The sequence below is a fragment of the Bradyrhizobium genosp. P genome, assembly GCF_049949265.1.
Lineage (GTDB): Bacteria > Pseudomonadota > Alphaproteobacteria > Rhizobiales > Xanthobacteraceae > Bradyrhizobium.
On the sequence record NZ_CP188195.1, the window covers coordinates 8,483,023 to 8,501,576 of the forward strand.

Here is an 18,554-nt window from a genome sequence, read left to right on the forward strand (position 1 = left end):
CGCAGCTGATGCGTCAGTTGGTGTTGATCTGGAAGCGCAGCGACTTGCTGCCGGTTAAAGTGACCAGATCGCCCTGCCGCCGCCAGGTCGTCAAATCGCTGAGCGCAGCGAGCAGATCGCTGTCGGCCTGTGCCCTATCCGGCGGGCAGGAGCGATTTTCCATTGCGCCGGGGATGAAGATGATGGTGTTACCGGCCACCGAAAACTGGCCCTTGCCACCATTGCACCAGAGCTCGATCGAGACTTCGCCATTGTCGCCGATCTCGAGCGAGGGAACCCGCTTGGATCCCGGCATGCGGGCGGTGTCCAGTGTCATCAGGAAGCCGAACGGGAATTCTTCCTGGGCCTGGGCCGGGATCGACCCCAGCGCCGTGCTCACCAACACGAGGGCGGCAACGCCCTTCAAAATACGTCCGATTGAAATCATGCCATTCCTCGAAACCGCGATCTCGCCTTGGGGCCGCCTTGGGCCGCCTTGTATGGGACGAGGCAGCGCTTGGCCAGATTGGCCGCGCGAGAAAAATTCCTTGAAAAGCAAATCCCCGCGAGCGCTTGCCCGCGGGGATCGTTTCGGCCGATTGCGCGGCTATTTCAGCACCATCTCGGTGAACGGATACACATAGGCCTGCAGCGTCACGAACAGGCCGACCAGGCACGCCAGCACGATCGAGTGCAGGAACACGTAGCGCAGGATCGAGCCTTCGTGCCCGTACCAATTGGTTGCGGTCGAGGCGACCACGATCGATTGCGCGTCGATCATCTTGCCCATCACGCCGCCCGAGGAGTTCGCCGCCGCCATCAGGATCGGCGACAGGCCGAGTTGCTGCGAGGTGATCTTCTGCAGATTGCCGAACAGGATGTTCGAGGAGGTATCCGATCCGGTCAGCGCCACGCCGAGCCAGCCGAGCAGCGTGCCGAAGAAGGGATAGAGCACGCCGGTCGCGGCGAAGGCGAGGCCGAGGGTGGCGTCGACGCCGGAGAGCCGGGTCAGCGTGCCGATCGCCAGCATCGCCGAGATCGTGATCAGCGAGATCGCGCACAGCCTGATGGTGCGGCCATACTCGGCAATCAGCTTGAGCGGCGAGAAGCCCATCAGCAGACCCGAGATGATCGCCGCGATCAGCAATCCGGTGCCGGTGAACGACAGATAGGTGAAGCCGAATATGGCGCCTTCCGGCGTCGGCCTGGGGACCACCGGCGGCACCTTGTTGATCAGATTGTGCAGCTCGGGCACCGGATATCGCCAGACGAAGTTGGCATCCGCCCAGGCCTTGAAGGCGCCGTTGCCCCAGATCAGCATCAGGATGCAGACGATGATCCACGGCAGCAATGCGCTCCACAACTCGCCTTGCGTCAACGGCGTCTTGTCGAGCGGCTTTGCCGCCGCCATCGTCGCGGCCGAGTCGTCGCGGCCGCGCAGCGCCGGCGACAGCCAGAGCTGCCTCGGCTGCCAGACCTTCAGGAACAGGATCAGGCATCCCATCGAGATCAGCGACGCCCCGATATCGACGATCCAGGGATTGATGTAGTTCGAGATCACGAATTGCGGGACCGCGAACGACACGCCGGTGACCAGGGTCGCCGGCCAGACCTCCTTCATGCCCTTCCAGCCCGCGAACGCACACACCACCCAGAACGGCACGATCAGCGAGAACAGCGGCAATTGCCGTCCGACCATCGCGCCGAGAATATAGGGATCGAGCCCGGTCACCGAGGCGAGGCCCTGGATCGGCGTGCCGAGCGCTCCGAAGGCGACCGGTGCGGTGTTGGCGATCAGCGACAGGCCGGAGGCCGCGAGCGGCGAGAAGCCGAGCCCGATCAGCACCGCGCCCGTGATCGCGACCGGCGTGCCGAAGCCGGAGGCGCCCTCGAAGAAGGCGCCGAACGAAAACGCGATCAGCAGCAGCTGCAGGCGGCGATCCTCGGTGACACCGCCGACCGCGCGCTTCAGCAGCTCGAACTTCCCGCATCTCACCGTCACCTGGTAGAGGAAGATGACGTTCAGCACGATCCAGCCGATCGGGAAGAACCCGGTCACGATACCTAGGATCGATGCGCGGATCGACATATTGGTCGGCATGCTGAAGATGAAGATCGTGATCAGATTGGTCACGATCACGGCGACGATCGCGGCGATATGCGCCTTCACCTTGCCGCTGGCGATCAGGACCAGCAGCGTGACCACCGGAACGGCAGCCGCAATGGTCGACAGCGCCGCATTGCCCAGCGGATTGTAGATTTGATTCCACATAGGTGGATCCTTCCTCACGCGTTATAGGGCGCGATGGCCGGCGTGATCGGCCCATATGCGCCTGGCGTGATCGCGGGAGTCCGTCCGATGTGCTGAGCCACGGCTCAAGAATGGACGATCGTTAAGGGATCGCTCACATCCTCGCGACAAACAAAGGTCCCCCGCCCCTCGCCGTTGTCGGCATGCTAGGGTTGACTCGAACGCCGGGACAAGCGAACGCTTGCATGCCAGTGCTACGACTTTAGTCTAGACACCTCCCGATTGTCCCGATTCTTCAGGCCTTTGCTGGCCATTCCCCGGAGACGATAATCTGTGAACAACATTCGCTCGACGCTCACGACGGTGTGGCGCATCGCTTCGCCTTATTTCAACTCCGAGGACAAATGGGCAGGCCGTATTCTGCTTGCCACGCTGATCGCGATGGAGCTGGTATCAGTCGGACTCGACGTGTTGCTCAATCAATGGCGTAACCGCTTCTATACTGCGCTCCAGGATAAGGATTGGGACACTTTCAAGCGCGAGATGTTGGTGTTCTGTCTGCTGGCTGGAGCATCGGTGGTGCTTGGAATCTATCAGCTCTATCTGAACCAGTGGCTGCAGATCCGCTGGCGCAACTGGATGACCGGCAAATATCTCCGCCAGTGGATGCATGGCGCCAATCACTACCGCATGCAGCTTGTCGGCGATGCCGCTGACAACCCCGATCAGCGCATGAGCGACGACGTCAAGCTGTTCGTCGGCCAAACGCTGGCGATCGGCATCGGGCTGTTGAACTCGATCGTCTCGCTCGTCTCGTTCGTGGTGATCCTGTGGGGATTGTCGAAGGTTCTGCCGCTGCTGCTGTTCGGCGTCGATTTTTCGATTCCGGGCTATCTGGTCTGGGGCGCGATCGTCTACGCCGTGCTCGGGACGCTGCTAACGCAGTGGATCGGCTCACCGCTGGTCAATCTCAACTTCGAACAGCAGCGGTTGGAGGCGGATTTCCGCTACAACCTCGTCCGCGTGCGCGAGAACTCGGAACAGATTGCGCTGCTCAGGGGCGAGAATGCGGAGCGCGAACGGCTATCGGAGCGTTTCGGCCGCGTGATCGGCAACTGGTACGGCCTCATGAGCCGGACCAAGCGGCTGACGGCTTTCACGGGAAGCTATGCCCAGGCGTCGGTGGTGTTTCCTTTCGCGCTGGCAGGGCCGGCCTATTTCGTCAGCAAGACGGTCCAGCTCGGCGCACTGATCCAGATCGCCGAGGCCTTCGGCAAAGTGCAGGACTCGCTCTCGTTCTTCGTATCGGCCTACCGCAGCCTGGCTGAGTGGCGCGCGACGGTCGCCCGTCTCGACGGATTCGAGAGCTCGATCGCGAGCGCGGAAAAGCTGGGCGACGACCCCGCCTCGATTCACACCAGGCCCGCCTCCGGCGGAGAAATCGCGCTGCCGCAGCTTCTGGTCAAGCTGCCCAATGGTGCACCGCTGGTCTCGGCCGACCACTTCAGCCTGCGTCCCGGCGAAATGACGCTGGTGACCGGCCCCTCCGGCGCCGGCAAGTCGACGCTGTTCCGCGCGGTGGCCGGTATCTGGCCATTCGGGAACGGCGCGATCGAGATCCCGGCCAATACGACGTTGATGATGCTGCCACAGCGCCCCTATCTTCCGATCGGGTCGCTGCATGACGCGGTGGTGTATCCGGGCGAAGCTGCGCAGTATGACGCGCAGCGGGTCCGCGACGTGCTCACTGCGGTCGGCCTCCCGCAACTCGCCCCACGGCTCGACGAGCTGGCGCACTGGAACCGGATGCTCTCGCTTGGCGAGCAGCAACGTCTCGGCATTGCGCGGGCGCTGCTGCACGCACCGCACTTCCTGTTCCTGGACGAGGCGACCGCCTCGCTCGACGAGCCCTCGGAGGCCGCCCTCTACCGGCTCATCGCCGAGAAGCTACCCGCGACCACGGTCGTCTCGATCGGCCACCGCTCGACGCTCACGGCCTTCCATCAACGCAACGTCGCGCTGGTCCGCGACGGCGACCGCTTCACGCTGCGTGATGCAACCAAGGTCGCCGCGTTGTAGGCTGCGAAGAAGCTAGGTTGAATCGGTCCGGCGGCCGACGCGTTGCACCTCTCCCCGTCGGGGAGAGGTGGGCGTTCGCGGCGCCAGCTCAGCTCGATCATCCAGCGCGTTGCCCAAAACAAAAGGGGCGGCAGATGGCTCTGCCGCCCCTCGGTCTCCGGAAGGAGAGATTACTTCAGGTTGGACATCGCGGTCAGGTCGAACGAGAGCTTGGCGACACCGGCCGCGCCGCACCAGTTGGAGCTGGTGCCGCCCGGGTTGATCGGAGTCACGCTGGTCGTGCCGCTTGCGTCGAAGGAGCTGGTGAAGGCGCTGCAATTACCCTTCGACAGGTCGGTGTCGGAGTAGCGCAGATCGAGCGTGAATACCTTGTAGGTGAAACCGATGCCGATGTTCCAGGTGTTGTAGTCGGCATATTTGATGCCGTTCGGGAACGCCGGAACACCGTAGAAGCTGTCGGACGTACCGAGCCACTGCCGGCCGAACTCGCCCGACACATACATGCCGATGCCGCTGCTGCCGAATACGGTGCTGGGCGCGGTGTACTTGCCGATGATCGAGGAGTAGTTGCCCCAGGCACCGCTATTGAGGAAGTTCGGCGAGTAGTACTCGTCGACGGTGAACGCCCAGTTGTCGTTGATGGTGTAGGTGGCCTTGCCGTAGACTTCAAAGAACGAGACGTCCCTCTTCATCACGTTGCCGTTCGGCAGGAAGTTGGCGGCGCACTCCGCGCTGAGCGGATTGCCGGCGGTGTCGGCGGGCGCGCCGAAGTAGCAGGTCCCACCCGGATACAGGTAACCCCAGACACCGATGTCGAAGGCGAAGGCGCCGAAGGTCGGGCGGATACCGCCGTAGACGTCGACTTCAGCCGCGGCGCGATTGGCGAACGAAATGCTTTCGGTCGACGTACCGATGTAGAGCTGCAGGTCCTTGGTGACGTTGTAGCGCGGCTCGAAATAGGCGGTGACCGACGGATTGTGGTTGGACTGGGTGACGCCTCGGAAAATGTAGTCGTTCATAACGCCGGCGCCGAAGGCGATATCCCAGGGATCGAACGGGGCCGGCGGCGGCGCCTTGACGGCCTTCACGGCCATATCCGCTGCCATCGCCGAGCTCGAGATCATTGCTAGCGCCGTTGCTAACAAAGCCAGTTTCTTCATGACGATCCCCATTTACTTTCCAGACAGCCCAGTTCCGGTGGCCCCCCGGGGCACGCGACAACCGACTGCAACCACGTCGTGTGTGTTCAATCTGAAACGCCCACACGAAGCGGTGAAGCGAAAAAGACAAGCAGATGCCGACTTTTTAGGCGATTCGAGTGTCGCGACGCATGTTGGTTGGCGGGTGTTGCATTGACACCACAACTTTGAAACCGCCCCGTGGCGGTTGAGCCGAAGGATCGGGAGCAGGAACCGGCGCGGAGCCATCGCCGTGCCCTGCCGACGGACGTTCAGGGTGCTCCGGCCGAATCGTCTGGCCTGCAAAATCGCTGCCGGGCGGTCGGCGACACGGAAAAAGCCGCAGCGAAATCCGCTGCGGCTTGCAATCAGTCCAATGGCCAACCCTGTTCCGGGCTGGAAGACGGCTAGTGGTGCTCGCCTCCCTCGGGGGAGCTGTAGCTCGGGGCCGGTTCGTGGCTCGGTGTTGTAGCCCAGCTCGACGCCGGCTGCGGCGCAGGTTCGGACGCAGCAGGAACGGCGGCTGGCGCAGCCGGTTTCGGCTTCTTCGGCGCGCTCTTCTTGGCGGCTGGCTTGGGTGCTGCGGCGTTGGGTGGCGCTACCACGGGCGCGGCTGGCTTAGGTGCAGCAGCCTTGGATACAGCAGCCTTGGGTGCAGCAGCCTTGGGTGCAGCAGTTTTCTTGGGGGCAGCCTTCTTGGCGACCTTCTTCGGCGCCTTCTTGGCTTTCTTCGCCGACTTCTTGGCGGCCTTCTTCACCGATTTCTTGGCTGATTTCTTGGCCGACTTCTTCTTCGCCGCTACCGCCTTCTTGGCCTTCTTGCTTTTCTTCGCCTTCTTCGCCTTCTTCGACTTCGCCATCTTAGTCCTCCTGTTGCCGCTGATGTGAGTCCGCCGCACGCAGTGAAGTGGCCGCTTGCCGGAACGGGAACGTGCCTCGCGAGAAACGCCGTGTCCCTTCGCTCGTCGGGCATGATCCTGTCGGAGCGCCGGTCCCCACGTTTACCTCAACGCAAAGCTCCAGGTCCGGATCATGCTCGAATGGCAGTCGGTCAATTCAATCCTGGCCGGGGACCTCCTGTCGCCCAATCGAGAAGCTCAATCGTGTGCACCACAGGAACTGACGTACCGCCGGCAATCTGAATCATGCATCCAATATTGCCCGCAGCGATCATGTCCGGTTCGACCATCGCGATGTTGGCGACCTTGCGATCGCGCAATCTGCTCGCAATGTCGGGCTGGAGAATGTTGTAGGTCCCCGCCGAACCGCAACACAAATGGCTCTCAGGTACATCTTTCACCACGAATCCATTCTTGGAAAGCAATTCTTTCGGAAGTTCAGTTATTTTCTGTCCGTGCTGCAACGAACAGGCGGAGTGATAGGCGATGGTGACGTCGCCTTTTTGCGTCGATGGTGCGAGCTCGATGCCGGCAAGGTACTCGCTGATATCCTTTGCCAGCGCGGAGATTCGTGCAGCCGGTTCGGCGAACGCGCGGTCCTCGCGCAGCAGATAGCCGTAGTCCTTGACGACCGTTCCGCAGCCCGAGGTCGTGACCAGGATGGCGTCCAGGCCATTCGCGTCCGCTTCCCTTTGCCACACCGAGACGTTGGCCCGCGCGCGCGCCAGCGCGTCGCCGTCCTGCCCCATGTGGTGGGTCAGCGCGCCGCAGCATTGCTCGCCCTTGACCAGCACCACCTCGATGCCGTGCCGGGTCAGCACGTTGATGGCGGCCTGATTGATGCGTGGCGCCAGCACCTGCTGGGCGCAGCCCTGCAGCAGCGCGACCCGGCCGCGCCGCCGGCCGAGCGGCGCAAACACGGTTCCCGCGGCCGCTCCCGGCCGCGGCAGACTGCGCGGCGCCAGCGCCAGCATCGCCTGGATTCGCCGCAACAGGCCGGGGGTCGCCGCACCGACCGACGGTGTCGGCAACAGCGCCGCAAGCGGGCGGCCGAGCCGCGCCAGCATCATGCTGATCCGGAACAGGCCCGGCCGCGGCAGCACGTAGGCCAGCACCGACCGCACCAGCCGTTCGGTCAGCGGCCGAGCATAATCCCGCTCGATCCGGACCCGCGCCTGGTCGACGAGATGCATATAGTTCACGCCGGACGGACAGGTGGTCATGCAGGCGAGGCACGACAGGCAGCGGTCGATATGCTTCACTACCTCGGAGGTCGGCGGCGTGTCCTTCTCCAGCATCTCCTTGATCAGATAGATCCGCCCGCGCGGGCTATCGAGCTCGTCGCCGAGCAGGACATAGGTCGGACAGGTCGCGGTGCAGAAGCCGCAATGCACGCAGGCGCGCAGTATCTTGTCGGCTTCCTTGATGTCGGGATCGGCGAGCTGGGCGAGCGAGAATTCGGTCTTCATGCGGCCCCACCTCTGCCCATCCGGCCGCGGTTGAGGATCGACCTGGGATCGAAGCTCGCCCGGACGCGCTCGCCGAGCGCGGCAAGTCCGGCGGCCTGCGGCTGGAACACATCGACATGGCGGCGCACATTCTCGGCGGCGCGGATCAGGGTGGCGTGTCCGCCGACGGCGTCGACCCGGCTGCGAACCAGCACGGCCTGCGCGTCGGGCTTTGCGCCAGCCTTGGGCGGCAGCGCGGCCCAGATCAGCCCGCCGCCCCAGTCGTAGACCACGTCGCCGCCGGTGTCGCGCGCCAGCGCCTCGCCAAGCGCGCCGCCCGCCGCCGGCGGGCAGACGATGCGCCAGACCGGCCATGCCCCGAGCGCGCCATTCGCCGCGAACGACTGCACGTCGCGCAAGCCGGCCCAGATCGCAGCCGAGACAGCATCCTCAAGAACCTCGACCGTCCCAAACGCGGACAGCGCCTTGCCAAGCGAACCCGCCCGGTGTGCTGCCGACGCCGCGATACCCTCGAGCCGCACCAGCGTCACCGACTGGCCCGGCCCCGAGAGCCCGGCGAGCGCGCCAGCGCCGGTGCGGAAGGCTGAAGGCGGCAGATGGGCCGCGCCCGAGACATCAAAGGGCGAGCCGAGCGCCGCGGTCATCGCCCCGTTCGCGGTGACGTCGTCGAGCCCCCGCAAAGCCAGCGTGCGCTCGCTTTCGGGCTTGGGCATCACCTTCAGGGTCACCTCGGTCATGACCGCGAGCGTGCCCCAGGACCCGGTCAGCAGCTTGCAGAGGTCGTAGCCGGTAACGTTCTTCACCACCTTGCCGCCGGTCTTGAAGCTGTCGCCGAAGCCGGACACCGCGTGCGCGCCGAGCAGGTGGTCGCGGGCGCCGCCGGCCTTGATGCGGCGGGGACCGGCCAAGCCCGCGCCGATCATGCCGCCGACCGTGCCGACGGCGGGTGTGCCGAGCAGCACGGACGTGTCCATGGGCTCGAAGGCGAATTGCTGGTTTTTGGCGTCGATCAGCGACTGCGCGTCGGCGAGCGGCGCCCCCGCCTGCACCGTGATGATCAGCTCGTGCGGCTCGTAGGCGGTGACGGCGTTCAGCGCCGAGAGGTCCAGCACCGCATTGGTCGCCATCGGATGGCCGATCGCGCGCTTCGATCCATGGCCGATGATCTCGAGCGGCTGCTCGCTGGCGACAGCCGCGCGCACCACCTCTTCGACGTCTTTGGCGTCTCTTACCTTGAGCGTGTCCACGGCTGTAGCCGGTAGCCAAATTTGACTCCGAAATCAAATGCGCGCGCCAAATAGAGTCCTGAATGCTGCCGGCCCGGCCTCGGTGATTTCGACCGAGCGGCCCTGCGGCCGGCGCCGGATCCAGTCCCGCTGGAAGGCGAGGTCGGCGAGCGCAGCCCCTACCCGTCCGGCCAAATGCGGACGCCGCTCGCTCCAGTCGAGACACGGGCGACAAAACGGCCGCCGGCTCCGAGGGGACGCGGCCAGATCGGCGCCCAGACCGATCAGGAAACCGACGCCTCCGGCCGTCATCTCACCGCCATCGGCATCGAGCACCAGATGGCCATGGTCCCGCATGGCGTCGGTCAGCGCGACGCCGAGTTCGCCGGCAAGATGTCGTAGCAGGTTCGCGCCCGGCGCATCTGCGCATCGATCCTCGAGGCCGGCCGGAACCGTGGCAACCGGTGACGGCCACGGTCATGAGGCGTTCCAGCATCTGCGATATTGGCACGACCAGGGTCGGCAACGAGATGCGCGACCTCGGCAAGCTGCGGGGCGATGGTCATGATCATCCTCTCCGGTCAATTCGCAACGTAACCCATCGCGTGCTACGGCGTTCTGCCCGGACGTTTCGACCGCGATCGAACTGTTCACGACATCGACACTTAGATCGCTGCCGAAGTTAATCCGCCGAACGATCGAGTATCTCCTGAGTTGCGGTTCGGCCCAGCGAGAAGGTCGGGACCGATCATTTGGAGGAGATCATGCAGCGTTCGGAAGTTACCGCCACGACGACGATGTTCACCCGACGATCGGCCATCGGCTCATTCGCGGCGATCATGACGTTCGCCGGCGTCTCGCCCTGGGCCGGATCGCAAGCTCGATCCGAGCAAAACAACGGAGGAATGCCAATGAAGCACTATGCGATGAGCACGAGAACCATCAGCGACGCCGTCAACACCGGCGGTCTTCTGGTTGTGGCGCAGTGGGAGGCAAAGGAGGGGCAAGCCGACAGGATCGCCGAAATTCTCGACGGCTTCCTGCCCGAGGCGCAGAAAGACCCCGGTGCGAAGCTGTTTCTGATCAGCCGCGGCAAGGACAATCCGGCGCAGTTCCTGTTCTACGAATTGTTCCACGATGAGGCGGCCCTGAAGGCGCATCAGGAGAGCGCTTACTTCAAGACCTACATCGCCGACCAGGCACTGCCTCTGCTCGCGAAACGCGAGCGCGCCCAATACGTTCTGATCTGAACGGCACCGGCCGAGAGCATCGAGACACTTCGACGGCAATCGAAATGATTGCCAGAAACCGATGCCTCCGAAGCGGGTTGTCGAGACAGCATGTCCCGACAACCGGAATCCTCACGGAATCTGCAATCGCAACCATTGGTCTTCGCATGACGGATTATTCGACCACGACAAAGCTCGATCCTCGCGAACAGCACTTTCGCATTCCGGGACCACGCAACGGCCTGTCCCTGTTCCTTCGTTTCCTGGGCGGGAAAGGCGACACGCCTCGCCGATCCGTTCTCTACGTACACGGCGCGACCTTTCCATCGGCCCTTTCGATCGCGCATCGCTTCGACGGCAAATCATGGCGCGATGCGCTGGTCGAGGCCGGCTTCGATGTCTGGGGTCTTGACTTCTATGGCTTCGGTCATTCAGACCGCTATCCCGAAATGTCGCACCCGGCGAAGGACAACCCGCCGCTTTGCGTTGCCGCGGATGCTGCGACGCAGGTCGAGGCGGCGGCGCGCTTTATTCTCGGTCACCAGAACACCGAAAAGCTTTCGCTGATCTCGCATTCCTGGGGCTCGATGCCGATGGCGAAGTTTGCGGGAGCTCACCCTGCCCTGGTCGACCGTCTCGTCATGTTCGGTCCGATCGGCCGTCGCGGACCGCGGCGCTACGAGACCGCGCCGACGTTCCCGGCCTGGCGTATCGTGAGCGCCGAAGACCAATGGAAGCGCTTCGTCGAGGACGTGCCACAGAACGAGCCGCCGGTGCTTTCGCGTGCTCATTTCGAGGAATGGAGCCGGTCTTATCTCGATAGCGATCCGGAGAGCCGCTCGCGCGATCCTGCCGGGGTCAAGGTGCCGCTGGGCCCGTTCAGCGAGATCCTGCAGGCGTGGCACGGCAACCTTGCCTACGACCCCTCACAAATCCGCGCGCCCGTTGCCATCATGCGAGGCGAATGGGACGGGCTGATGCTCGACGACGACGCCAAATGGCTGTTCGACGCCTTCAGCAACGCTCCCGAGAAACGCGACATCAAGATATCGCGCGGCACCCACTTGATGCACCTCGAGACGATGCGTCATGCGCTCTGGCGCGAAAGCATCAACTTCCTCCGGAGCGACGACGTCTCGCCGGCATCCAACTAAACCCTGGAAAGGATCAACCATGTTCTCCGTGATCTTTGAAGTTCATCCCAACGACGGCCGCAAGGACGACTATCTGGCGTTGGCCAAGCATCTGAAGCCGATCCTCGAATCGATCGATGGTTTCGTCGACAATGAGAGATTCGAAAGCTTGCTCAGGCCCGGCTGGGTTCTGTCGCATTCGACGTGGCGCGACGAGAAATCCGTTGTCCGCTGGCGCACCGAGGGCGAGCACCACACCGTCCAGGAGAAGGGGCGGTTCGAGATCTTCTCGGACTACCACTTGCGGATCGGTGACGTCACGGCCGACACCAACCCGCCGAAGCAGGCCCCGGTTCTGGAACGGCGCTTCGACGAGACCGAAATCGGCAACGCAAAGCTTGTCACCTTCACCGAGATCGTGCCGATCGAGGGTGCGGCGTTCGCAAACCAGGCGGATTTGTTGCCGGCCCATCTCGGCCTTGACCTCACCAGCGGCGCAGTCACCGGCCACGATGTTTGGACCAGCATCCACAATCCCGGCAAGCTGGCGCTGCTGGTCGGGTGGAAGGACGCAACGGCGGCCGACGGCTGGCAACCGAAGCGGATCCACGGCATCGAGGGCCTGCGCCATCGCAAGGTGCGCGTGGTGCGTGACTACGGCCGCTTCGATCGCCGCGAAGCGCCGCAATACTATCCCGACGTCAAGGGACGGGACACCAAGCATCCGAAGCCGGTCTCCAAGGCAGCGGCCGCGGCCAGCTAAAACCGCGGGAAAGCCAGCTTGCCTGAAGACGGAACAGTGCGGCCCTGCCGCACCGTTCCAGCGCTAAATGACAGCACGCAGCGGCGATTTGCGCAGCACAAACGCGGAGGCTGCGAAACTGCCGATGGCGGTGACCACGGTCAAAAGCAGCGCCTTGGCAATGGCGCCCCATGCCAGTGTGTGCAGCAGGATTGCCGCGCCGATCAGTACCGGCGGATGAATGAGATAGACGCCGAAAGCGTTGTCCGACAGCCATTTCGAAACCGGCCCCTGCCGGTCGAAGTGACGCCGATAGACGGCGAGCATCAACAGGCCCATGCCGACGCATACCAGCGCCTCCCACACGCACTTGCCGGCGCTGACCCAGTTGAGGCCACCGGAATAGCGCTGCGTGTCGCCCCCAAGCCCGCCGCCGAACAGGATGAGCGCGCCGATCAGGGGAACCGAAGCCGCCAGAGCAAACGAAGCAATACGTATGCAGAAGCGCTCGGGCAACCCGATCAGCCAGTCGCCGCGATAGCCGAGCAGGCCTGCCGCGAACATCAGGATATATTGCGGAAAGTCGCCAGGATGAACGTTGAGCACCGCGGCGCCTTCGTCGACCCGAATGCGGACCAGAAAGGTCGCCGCCGCCATCCCGAGGATGAATCCGGCCACCTTGAAGAGGCTCGCACGATCGTCACCGAGCGCAATCCGCGGTTCGCTCCAGCCGGTGCGGCGAAGCAGGCCGTAGAGGATCGAAAACAGCAGGAGCGCCGCGCAGAACCACATCGGCCCTGTTTCGGACAGCCACTCGCCGTTCCTGATATGCGTCAGCCATTGATGGCCGAAGCCGCCGTTGCCCCAGGTCCAGGACAGGAAATACTGGGTCAGCGGCCCGATCACCAACATATAGAGCAAGGTCGGCACGCCGAGCCTGAGACATCGATCGCGGACGAACAGCGCAAGGCCCTTCCGGTCATAGGCTGCGGCCGCGAAATAGCCGGCGATGAAGAACAACGCGGCCATGAAGAAGGCCTGCAGGAAGCTTTGATAGACGCCGAAGAACACCGCTGTGCCGAGCCCGCTGGGCGGCCGGTCGACATAATACCAATTGCCGAACGGGCTGTAGGTGTCGCTGGCGTGCATCGAGAGCACGAGGACGATCATCGACCATCTGATGTTGTCGATGAACAGCAGGCGGGACGCACTGCGAACCGGCGCTGCAGCGGTGGAGGTGCTCAGGGAGATGTCAGCCATCGCGCATCATCTCCCCGGTCCGTTGCGCGCCTAGAACCGCGGGATATCCGGAAACGCCAGCTTGCCGGCGTGGACGTGGACGCGGCCGAGTTCGGCACAGCGATGCAAGGTCGGAAACACCTTGCCCGGATTGAGCAGGCCCTGGGCGTCGAAGGCGCATTTCAGGCGCTGCTGCTGGTTCAGATCGATCTCGGTGAACATTTCCGGCATCAGGTCGCGCTTCTCGATGCCGACGCCGTGCTCGCCGGTGAGCACGCCGCCGAGTTCGACGCAGCAGCGCAGGATGTCGGCACCGAACGCCTCGGCGCGTTCGATCTCGCCGGGCTTGTTGGCGTCATAGAGGATCAGGGGATGCAGATTGCCGTCGCCGGCGTGGAACACGTTGGCGACGCCAAGTTGATATTTTTCTGACAGCTCGCGGATGCGTAACAACGCCTTCGGAAGTGCGCCGCGCGGGATCGTGCCGTCCATGCAGAGATAGTCCGGCGAGATGCGCCCGACCGCCGGGAACGCCGCCTTGCGGCCGGCCCAGAACAGATTGCGTTCGGCCTCCGAGGTGGATATCTGGCAGGAGGTCGAGCCACAGCCCAGCGCGATCGCCTCGACCCGCTTGATCAGCTCGTCGACCTCGACCGACGGGCCATCGAGTTCGATGATCAGGAGTGCCTCGACGTCGAGCGGATAGCCGGCATGGACGAAAGCTTCCGCGGCGTGGATCGCGGGCTTGTCCATCATCTCCATGCCGCCCGGGATGATGCCGGCGCCGATGATCGCGGCCACGCATTCGCCGGCGGCCTCGACTTGCGCGAAGCCGACCATCAGCGCGCGCGCCGTCTCCGGCTTCTGCAGGATGCGCACCGTGATCTCGGTGATGACGCCGAGCAGGCCCTCGGAGCCGGTGATGATCCCCATCAGGTCGTAGCCGGAATTCTCCGCCGACTTGCCGCCGATGCGCAGGATCTCGCCGCTCATCAGCACGATCTCGCAGCCGAGCACGTTGTTGGTGGTCATGCCGTATTTCAGGCAGTGCACGCCGCCGGAATTCTCCGCGACATTGCCGCCGATCGAGCAGGCGATCTGCGACGACGGATCTGGCGCATAATAGAAGCCGGCATGCGCGACCGCCTGGCTGATCGCGAGATTGGTGACGCCGGGCTCGGTGACGACGACGCGGTTGTCGAAATCGATCTCGCGGATGCGCTTGAACTTGCCGAGCCCCAGCAGCACGCCATCGGCGAGCGGCAGCGCGCCGCCGGACAGCGAGGTGCCGGAGCCGCGCGGCACCACCTTGATGCCTTCCGCCTGGCAATATTTGAGGACCTTTGCGACCTGCTCCGACGTGTCGGGCAGCACCACGACCATCGGCGGCTGCCGATAGGCGGTCAGCCCGTCGGATTCATAGGCCAGCATCTCGGCCGCAGAGTCGATCACGCCCTCGCCCGGAACGATCGCGCGCAAGGCTGTTATGATTTCGCCGCGGCGATCGAGCACGGCCTGATCGGCCGCCGGCATCATGATGGACATCGGTATTCCCTCGGGAGTTCGCCGTTTGCCGATTTGTTACGACAAATCAAGCATGTCTGCACCTGTTTCGATCACCCGGCCGAAGGTCGGATTGCCTTCGCCACGCCGGCTGAGTTCTCTCTGAGGCAAGCGGTCGATCATGAAGCCTGTCAAAGTTTCGTGGCTTGTCCGGTGTAAGCCGGCCATGCCACAAACGAGTCACACCTCCCGGGACGAAACGAAGAGCACCCCATGAAGATACTGACTTTGAGCGCGCTGGCGGTCGTCACATCGCTGGCTTTCGCATCCTCCGCGCTGGCGCAGGATGTCGCCGCCGGCAAGACCTCGTTCAACAAGTGCCTGGCCTGCCACGCGATCGGTGAAGGCGCCAAGAACAAGGTCGGCCCCGAGCTCAACGGCCTCGACGGCCGCCATTCCGGCAGCGCGCCGGACTACAATTATTCGGACGCCAACAAGAATTCCGGCATCACCTGGAACAAGGACCAGTTCCTCGAATACATCAAGGACCCCAAGGCCAAGATCCCCGGCACCAAGATGGCCTTCGTCGGCATCAAGAACGAGGCCGAGGCCAACAATATCTGGGCCTACATTTCGTCGTTCGACAAGGACGGCAATCAGAAGAAGTAGCTTCGCCTGAAGTCGCGTCCGCCCTGGCACGGATGTCAGGGCGGACTTGCTCTCGCGTCACTCAGCGCGGCAGCAGATTGGTCTTGGCCAGGTCGACCACCTCGTCGCCGCGGCCGCTCATCACGGCGCGCAGCACCCACAGGCTGAAGCCCTTGACCTGTTCCAGCGTGATGGTCGGCGGCATCGACAGTTCCTGCGTCGCGGTGACGACGTCGAGCACAGCCGGACCATTATGCGCCAGCACGTCGCGGATCGCGCCCTCGAGTTCGCCGGGGTCCTCGACCCTGATACCATGAATGCCCATGGCGCGAGCCATCGCCGCAAAATCGGGGTTTTGCAGTTCGACCCCGGTCTCGACGAAGCCGGCGGCCTTCATCTCCAGTGCCACAAAACCGAGCACGCTGTTGTTGAAGATCACGATCTTCACCGGCAGCTTCATCTGCGTCAGCGTGATGAGGTCGCCCATCAGCATGGCAAAGCCGCCATCACCGGACATCGACACCACCTGCCGGCCGGGCTGTGCCGCCTGCGCGCCGATCGCGTGCGCCATCGCATTGGCCATCGAGCCATGGACCCAGGAGCCGATCAGACGCCTGCGGCCGTTCATCTTGAGATAGCGCGCGGCCCAGATCGTGGGCGTGCCGACATCGGCGGTGAACACCGCATCCTCGCTGGCCTGCTCGCTGAGCAGGCGGGCGAGATATTGCGGATGGATCGGCTTCTGGCCCGGCTTGCCGCGCGCGAGATCATCGAGCCCGGCGCGGGCATCCTTGTAATGCGCGAGGCTGGCGTCGAGATGCTTGCGTTCGGTCTTTACGGTGAGCTTCGGCAGCAGTGCGGCGATGGTCTCGCCGACATCGCCGACGAGGCCGAGGTCGAGCTTGCAACGGCGGCCGAGATTTTCCGGGCGGATATCGACCTGCGCGATCTGGATGCCGGTCGGCAGGAACTGCTTGTAGGGAAAATCGGTGCCCAGCATCAGTAGCACGTCGCAGGCGTGCATCGCTGCATAGCCGGAGGAGAAGCCGATGAAGCCGGTCATGCCGACGTCGTACGGATTGTCGTATTCGACATGATCCTTGCCGCCGAGCGCGTGCACGATCGGGCTCTTGAGCGCCTCGGCGAGCTTCATCAGTTCGTCATGCGCGCCAGCGCAGCCGCGCCCGCAGAACAGCGTCACGCGCTTGGCGCCGTTGAGGAGATCGGCCAGCGCCGTCAACTCGGCCTCAGCCGGCCGGACCACCGGCGCAGCCGGCAACAGGCCGGCGTTGGGTGATATCTCGCGTTTCGGCGCTGACTTGAGCGCGACGTCACCCGGAATCACCAGCACGGCGACACCACGCTTGCCGACCGCGGCGCGAATGGCATTTTCCAACATGTAGGGCAGTTGCACCGGATCGGACACCAGCTCGCAATAGTGGCTGCATTCGCGGAACAAGTCCTGCGGATGGGTTTCCTGGAAGTATCCGCCGCCGATCTCGGCCGACGGAATCTGCGCCGCAATCGCCAGCACCGGCGTGCGGCTGCGATGCGCATCGAACAAACCATTGATGAGATGCAGATTGCCGGGGCCGCACGAACCGGCGCAAACCGCAAGGTCGCCGGTGATCTGGGCTTCCGCAGCGGCCGCGAACGCAGCCACTTCCTCGTGCCGAACATGGATCCAGTCGATCGTCTGGCGCTTGCGCAAGGCCTCGGTCAGCCCGTTGAGGCTGTCGCCGACAACGCCGAAAATGCGCTTCACACCGGCCTGAGTGAGCGTCTCTGCGATGAGGTCGGCGACATTGTCGATCCGCATGGGGCTTGTCCTTTTGGTGAGGAGATCCGAAACCGGGAACCGCATGATGTTCGGCGCCACGCGACGGCGCAAGGCTCGCCGGATCACATTTCGCGCCGGCCACGACGGCGCGATCGGTCCACGGTCGCTATTGCGCCGCCGCAACCGGCCGCATCATGCGGCCGGCCATCGTCTCGATTTCGAACACCACGAGATCAGGCGCGGCGTCCTGCACCATGTGGCCGACGCCTGGTAGCACGATGAGCTTCGCGTTCGGCGCGGTGGCGGCAAGCGGACGCGAGTGGATGTCGATCCAAACCGTCTCGTCGGCGTCGCCCGAGATGATCGTGATCGGCGCCGTGATCTCCGAATAGCGCGGCGCCTGCGCGGCGACGGCGGCCTTCAGCGTCACGAGGTCGCGCGCATTGGCGATGAATTCGCGTGGACGCAGCAACAGCGGCGTCGCGGTGTCCTGGACAAAATGATCGGGCATCGCCTGCGGCGCAAATACGCCGCGCGCGCCTGATTCAGCGACCAGATAGCCCAGCGGCAGCGTGATCGTGTAGGCGAGCAGCGGCCCGATCAACGGCGTCGAAATCACCTCATTGTAGAGTCCGACGCCGCCGGTCCAAGGATAGGCGACAGGGGCGAGCAGCACGAGACCTCCGACACGGTCCGGATCGTCCAGCGCCATGCGCAAAGCGAGCGCGCCGGCCCAGGAATGCGCGACCACGATCGCCTTGTCGACGCCGAGCCTGGTCAGCGCCTCCATGATCATCCGGCCCTGGATCGCGGGCGTCGAGTCTTCCACGCGGTCGCGCGTGCTCCAGCCGTGGCCGGGACGGTCGATCAGAATCACGCGGCGGGCTTTGGCCAGCCTGTCGCCGAGCGGATGCTGCATCACGCGGAGATTGGAGCTTGCGCCATGCAGCAGCACGACCGGCGGCCCGGCGGCATCGCGCGGCCCGAGCTCGACGACGTGCAAGACCGCGCCCGACACCTCGATCATGCGGCCCTCGGGCGGAAAGGCACGTTGAATCGGCAGGACGCCTGCCTGGGTCGCCAGCGCCAGACCTGCCAGCGCCAGCACGACGATCACAATCAGCATGGGGGCAATCCTGGGCACCGGGGAGTTACGGCAGCATCAAGGGTCGGTTTCGCGCGCCGGCTGGTATCTCGCC

General features: G+C 64.1%; 16 protein-coding genes. 6 read left to right on the plus strand and 10 right to left on the minus strand.

Going from position 1 to position 18,554, the window contains the following annotated elements; translation table 11 throughout:
• Nucleotides 1-13: 13 nt before the first annotated feature.
• On the minus strand, nt 14-427 hold the full coding sequence (locus tag ACP2YO_RS40725) for an META domain-containing protein (protein WP_426436820.1): 414 nt from the start codon (nt 425-427) through the stop codon (nt 14-16).
• A 159-nt stretch (nt 428-586) separates the two neighbouring features.
• Nucleotides 587-2,251, minus strand: coding sequence for an L-lactate permease (locus ACP2YO_RS40730; RefSeq protein ID WP_426436821.1), 1,665 nt, complete (start codon nt 2,249-2,251; stop codon nt 587-589).
• A gap of 312 nt (nt 2,252-2,563) precedes the next feature.
• Between ACP2YO_RS40730 and ACP2YO_RS40735 the strand changes: the two genes are divergently transcribed.
• On the plus strand, nt 2,564-4,309 hold the full coding sequence (locus ACP2YO_RS40735) for an ABC transporter ATP-binding protein/permease (RefSeq protein WP_426436822.1): 1,746 nt from the start codon (nt 2,564-2,566) through the stop codon (nt 4,307-4,309).
• 170 nt (nt 4,310-4,479) lie between these two features.
• Here ACP2YO_RS40735 and ACP2YO_RS40740 read toward each other — a convergent pair whose 3' ends face one another.
• The 4 genes from ACP2YO_RS40740 to ACP2YO_RS40755 all read right to left on the minus strand — a co-directional run bounded on the left by ACP2YO_RS40740 (nt 4,480) and on the right by ACP2YO_RS40755 (nt 9,102).
• The gene (locus ACP2YO_RS40740) at nt 4,480-5,469 is read right to left on the minus strand and encodes a TorF family putative porin (RefSeq protein WP_426436823.1); all 990 of its coding nucleotides are present in this window, start codon (nt 5,467-5,469) and stop codon (nt 4,480-4,482) included.
• Between the two features lie 425 nt (nt 5,470-5,894).
• Nucleotides 5,895-6,347 carry a histone gene (locus tag ACP2YO_RS40745; protein WP_426436824.1) on the minus strand — a complete coding sequence of 151 codons (453 nt, stop codon included), beginning with the start codon at nt 6,345-6,347 and terminating at the stop codon, nt 5,895-5,897.
• 191 nt (nt 6,348-6,538) lie between these two features.
• On the minus strand, nt 6,539-7,855 hold the full coding sequence (gene glcF / locus ACP2YO_RS40750) for a glycolate oxidase subunit GlcF (protein WP_426436825.1): 1,317 nt from the start codon (nt 7,853-7,855) through the stop codon (nt 6,539-6,541).
• The gene (locus tag ACP2YO_RS40755) at nt 7,852-9,102 is read right to left on the minus strand and encodes an FAD-binding protein (protein ID WP_426436826.1); all 1,251 of its coding nucleotides are present in this window, start codon (nt 9,100-9,102) and stop codon (nt 7,852-7,854) included. Before ACP2YO_RS40755 ends, glcF begins: the two co-directional genes overlap by 4 nt.
• Before the next feature lie 174 nt (nt 9,103-9,276).
• Here ACP2YO_RS40755 and ACP2YO_RS40760 point away from each other — a divergent pair, with 174 nt between their 5' ends.
• From ACP2YO_RS40760 to ACP2YO_RS40775, 4 genes are all read left to right on the plus strand, one after another.
• Nucleotides 9,277-9,483 carry a hypothetical protein gene (locus tag ACP2YO_RS40760; RefSeq protein ID WP_426436827.1) on the plus strand — a complete coding sequence of 69 codons (207 nt, stop codon included), beginning with the start codon at nt 9,277-9,279 and terminating at the stop codon, nt 9,481-9,483.
• A 362-nt stretch (nt 9,484-9,845) separates the two neighbouring features.
• Nucleotides 9,846-10,331, plus strand: a complete 486-nt coding sequence (locus ACP2YO_RS40765) for a putative quinol monooxygenase (protein ID WP_426436828.1) — start codon at nt 9,846-9,848, stop codon at nt 10,329-10,331.
• Nucleotides 10,332-10,477: 146 nt separating this feature from the next.
• On the plus strand, nt 10,478-11,464 hold the full coding sequence (locus ACP2YO_RS40770) for an alpha/beta hydrolase (protein ID WP_426436829.1): 987 nt from the start codon (nt 10,478-10,480) through the stop codon (nt 11,462-11,464).
• Nucleotides 11,465-11,483: 19 nt separating this feature from the next.
• On the plus strand, nt 11,484-12,206 hold the full coding sequence (locus ACP2YO_RS40775; protein WP_426436830.1) for an antibiotic biosynthesis monooxygenase family protein: 723 nt from the start codon (nt 11,484-11,486) through the stop codon (nt 12,204-12,206).
• Between the two features lie 63 nt (nt 12,207-12,269).
• Here ACP2YO_RS40775 and ACP2YO_RS40780 read toward each other — a convergent pair whose 3' ends face one another.
• Nucleotides 12,270-13,445: an acyltransferase family protein gene (locus tag ACP2YO_RS40780; RefSeq protein WP_426436831.1), complete on the minus strand. Its 1,176-nt coding sequence runs from the start codon at nt 13,443-13,445 to the stop codon at nt 12,270-12,272.
• 30 nt (nt 13,446-13,475) lie between these two features.
• On the minus strand, nt 13,476-14,969 hold the full coding sequence (locus tag ACP2YO_RS40785) for an FAD-linked oxidase C-terminal domain-containing protein (RefSeq protein WP_426436832.1): 1,494 nt from the start codon (nt 14,967-14,969) through the stop codon (nt 13,476-13,478).
• A gap of 231 nt (nt 14,970-15,200) precedes the next feature.
• Between ACP2YO_RS40785 and cycA the strand changes: the two genes are divergently transcribed.
• On the plus strand, nt 15,201-15,596 hold the full coding sequence (gene cycA, locus ACP2YO_RS40790) for a cytochrome c-550 CycA (RefSeq protein ID WP_426436833.1): 396 nt from the start codon (nt 15,201-15,203) through the stop codon (nt 15,594-15,596).
• A 61-nt stretch (nt 15,597-15,657) separates the two neighbouring features.
• Here the strand turns inward: cycA and poxB are convergent, their stop codons facing one another.
• Both poxB and ACP2YO_RS40800 read right to left on the minus strand, forming a co-directional pair.
• Nucleotides 15,658-17,394, minus strand: a complete 1,737-nt coding sequence (gene poxB, locus ACP2YO_RS40795; RefSeq protein WP_426436834.1) for a ubiquinone-dependent pyruvate dehydrogenase — start codon at nt 17,392-17,394, stop codon at nt 15,658-15,660.
• A gap of 127 nt (nt 17,395-17,521) precedes the next feature.
• Nucleotides 17,522-18,481 carry an alpha/beta fold hydrolase gene (locus ACP2YO_RS40800; RefSeq protein WP_426436835.1) on the minus strand — a complete coding sequence of 320 codons (960 nt, stop codon included), beginning with the start codon at nt 18,479-18,481 and terminating at the stop codon, nt 17,522-17,524.
• Nucleotides 18,482-18,554: the final 73 nt, after the last annotated feature.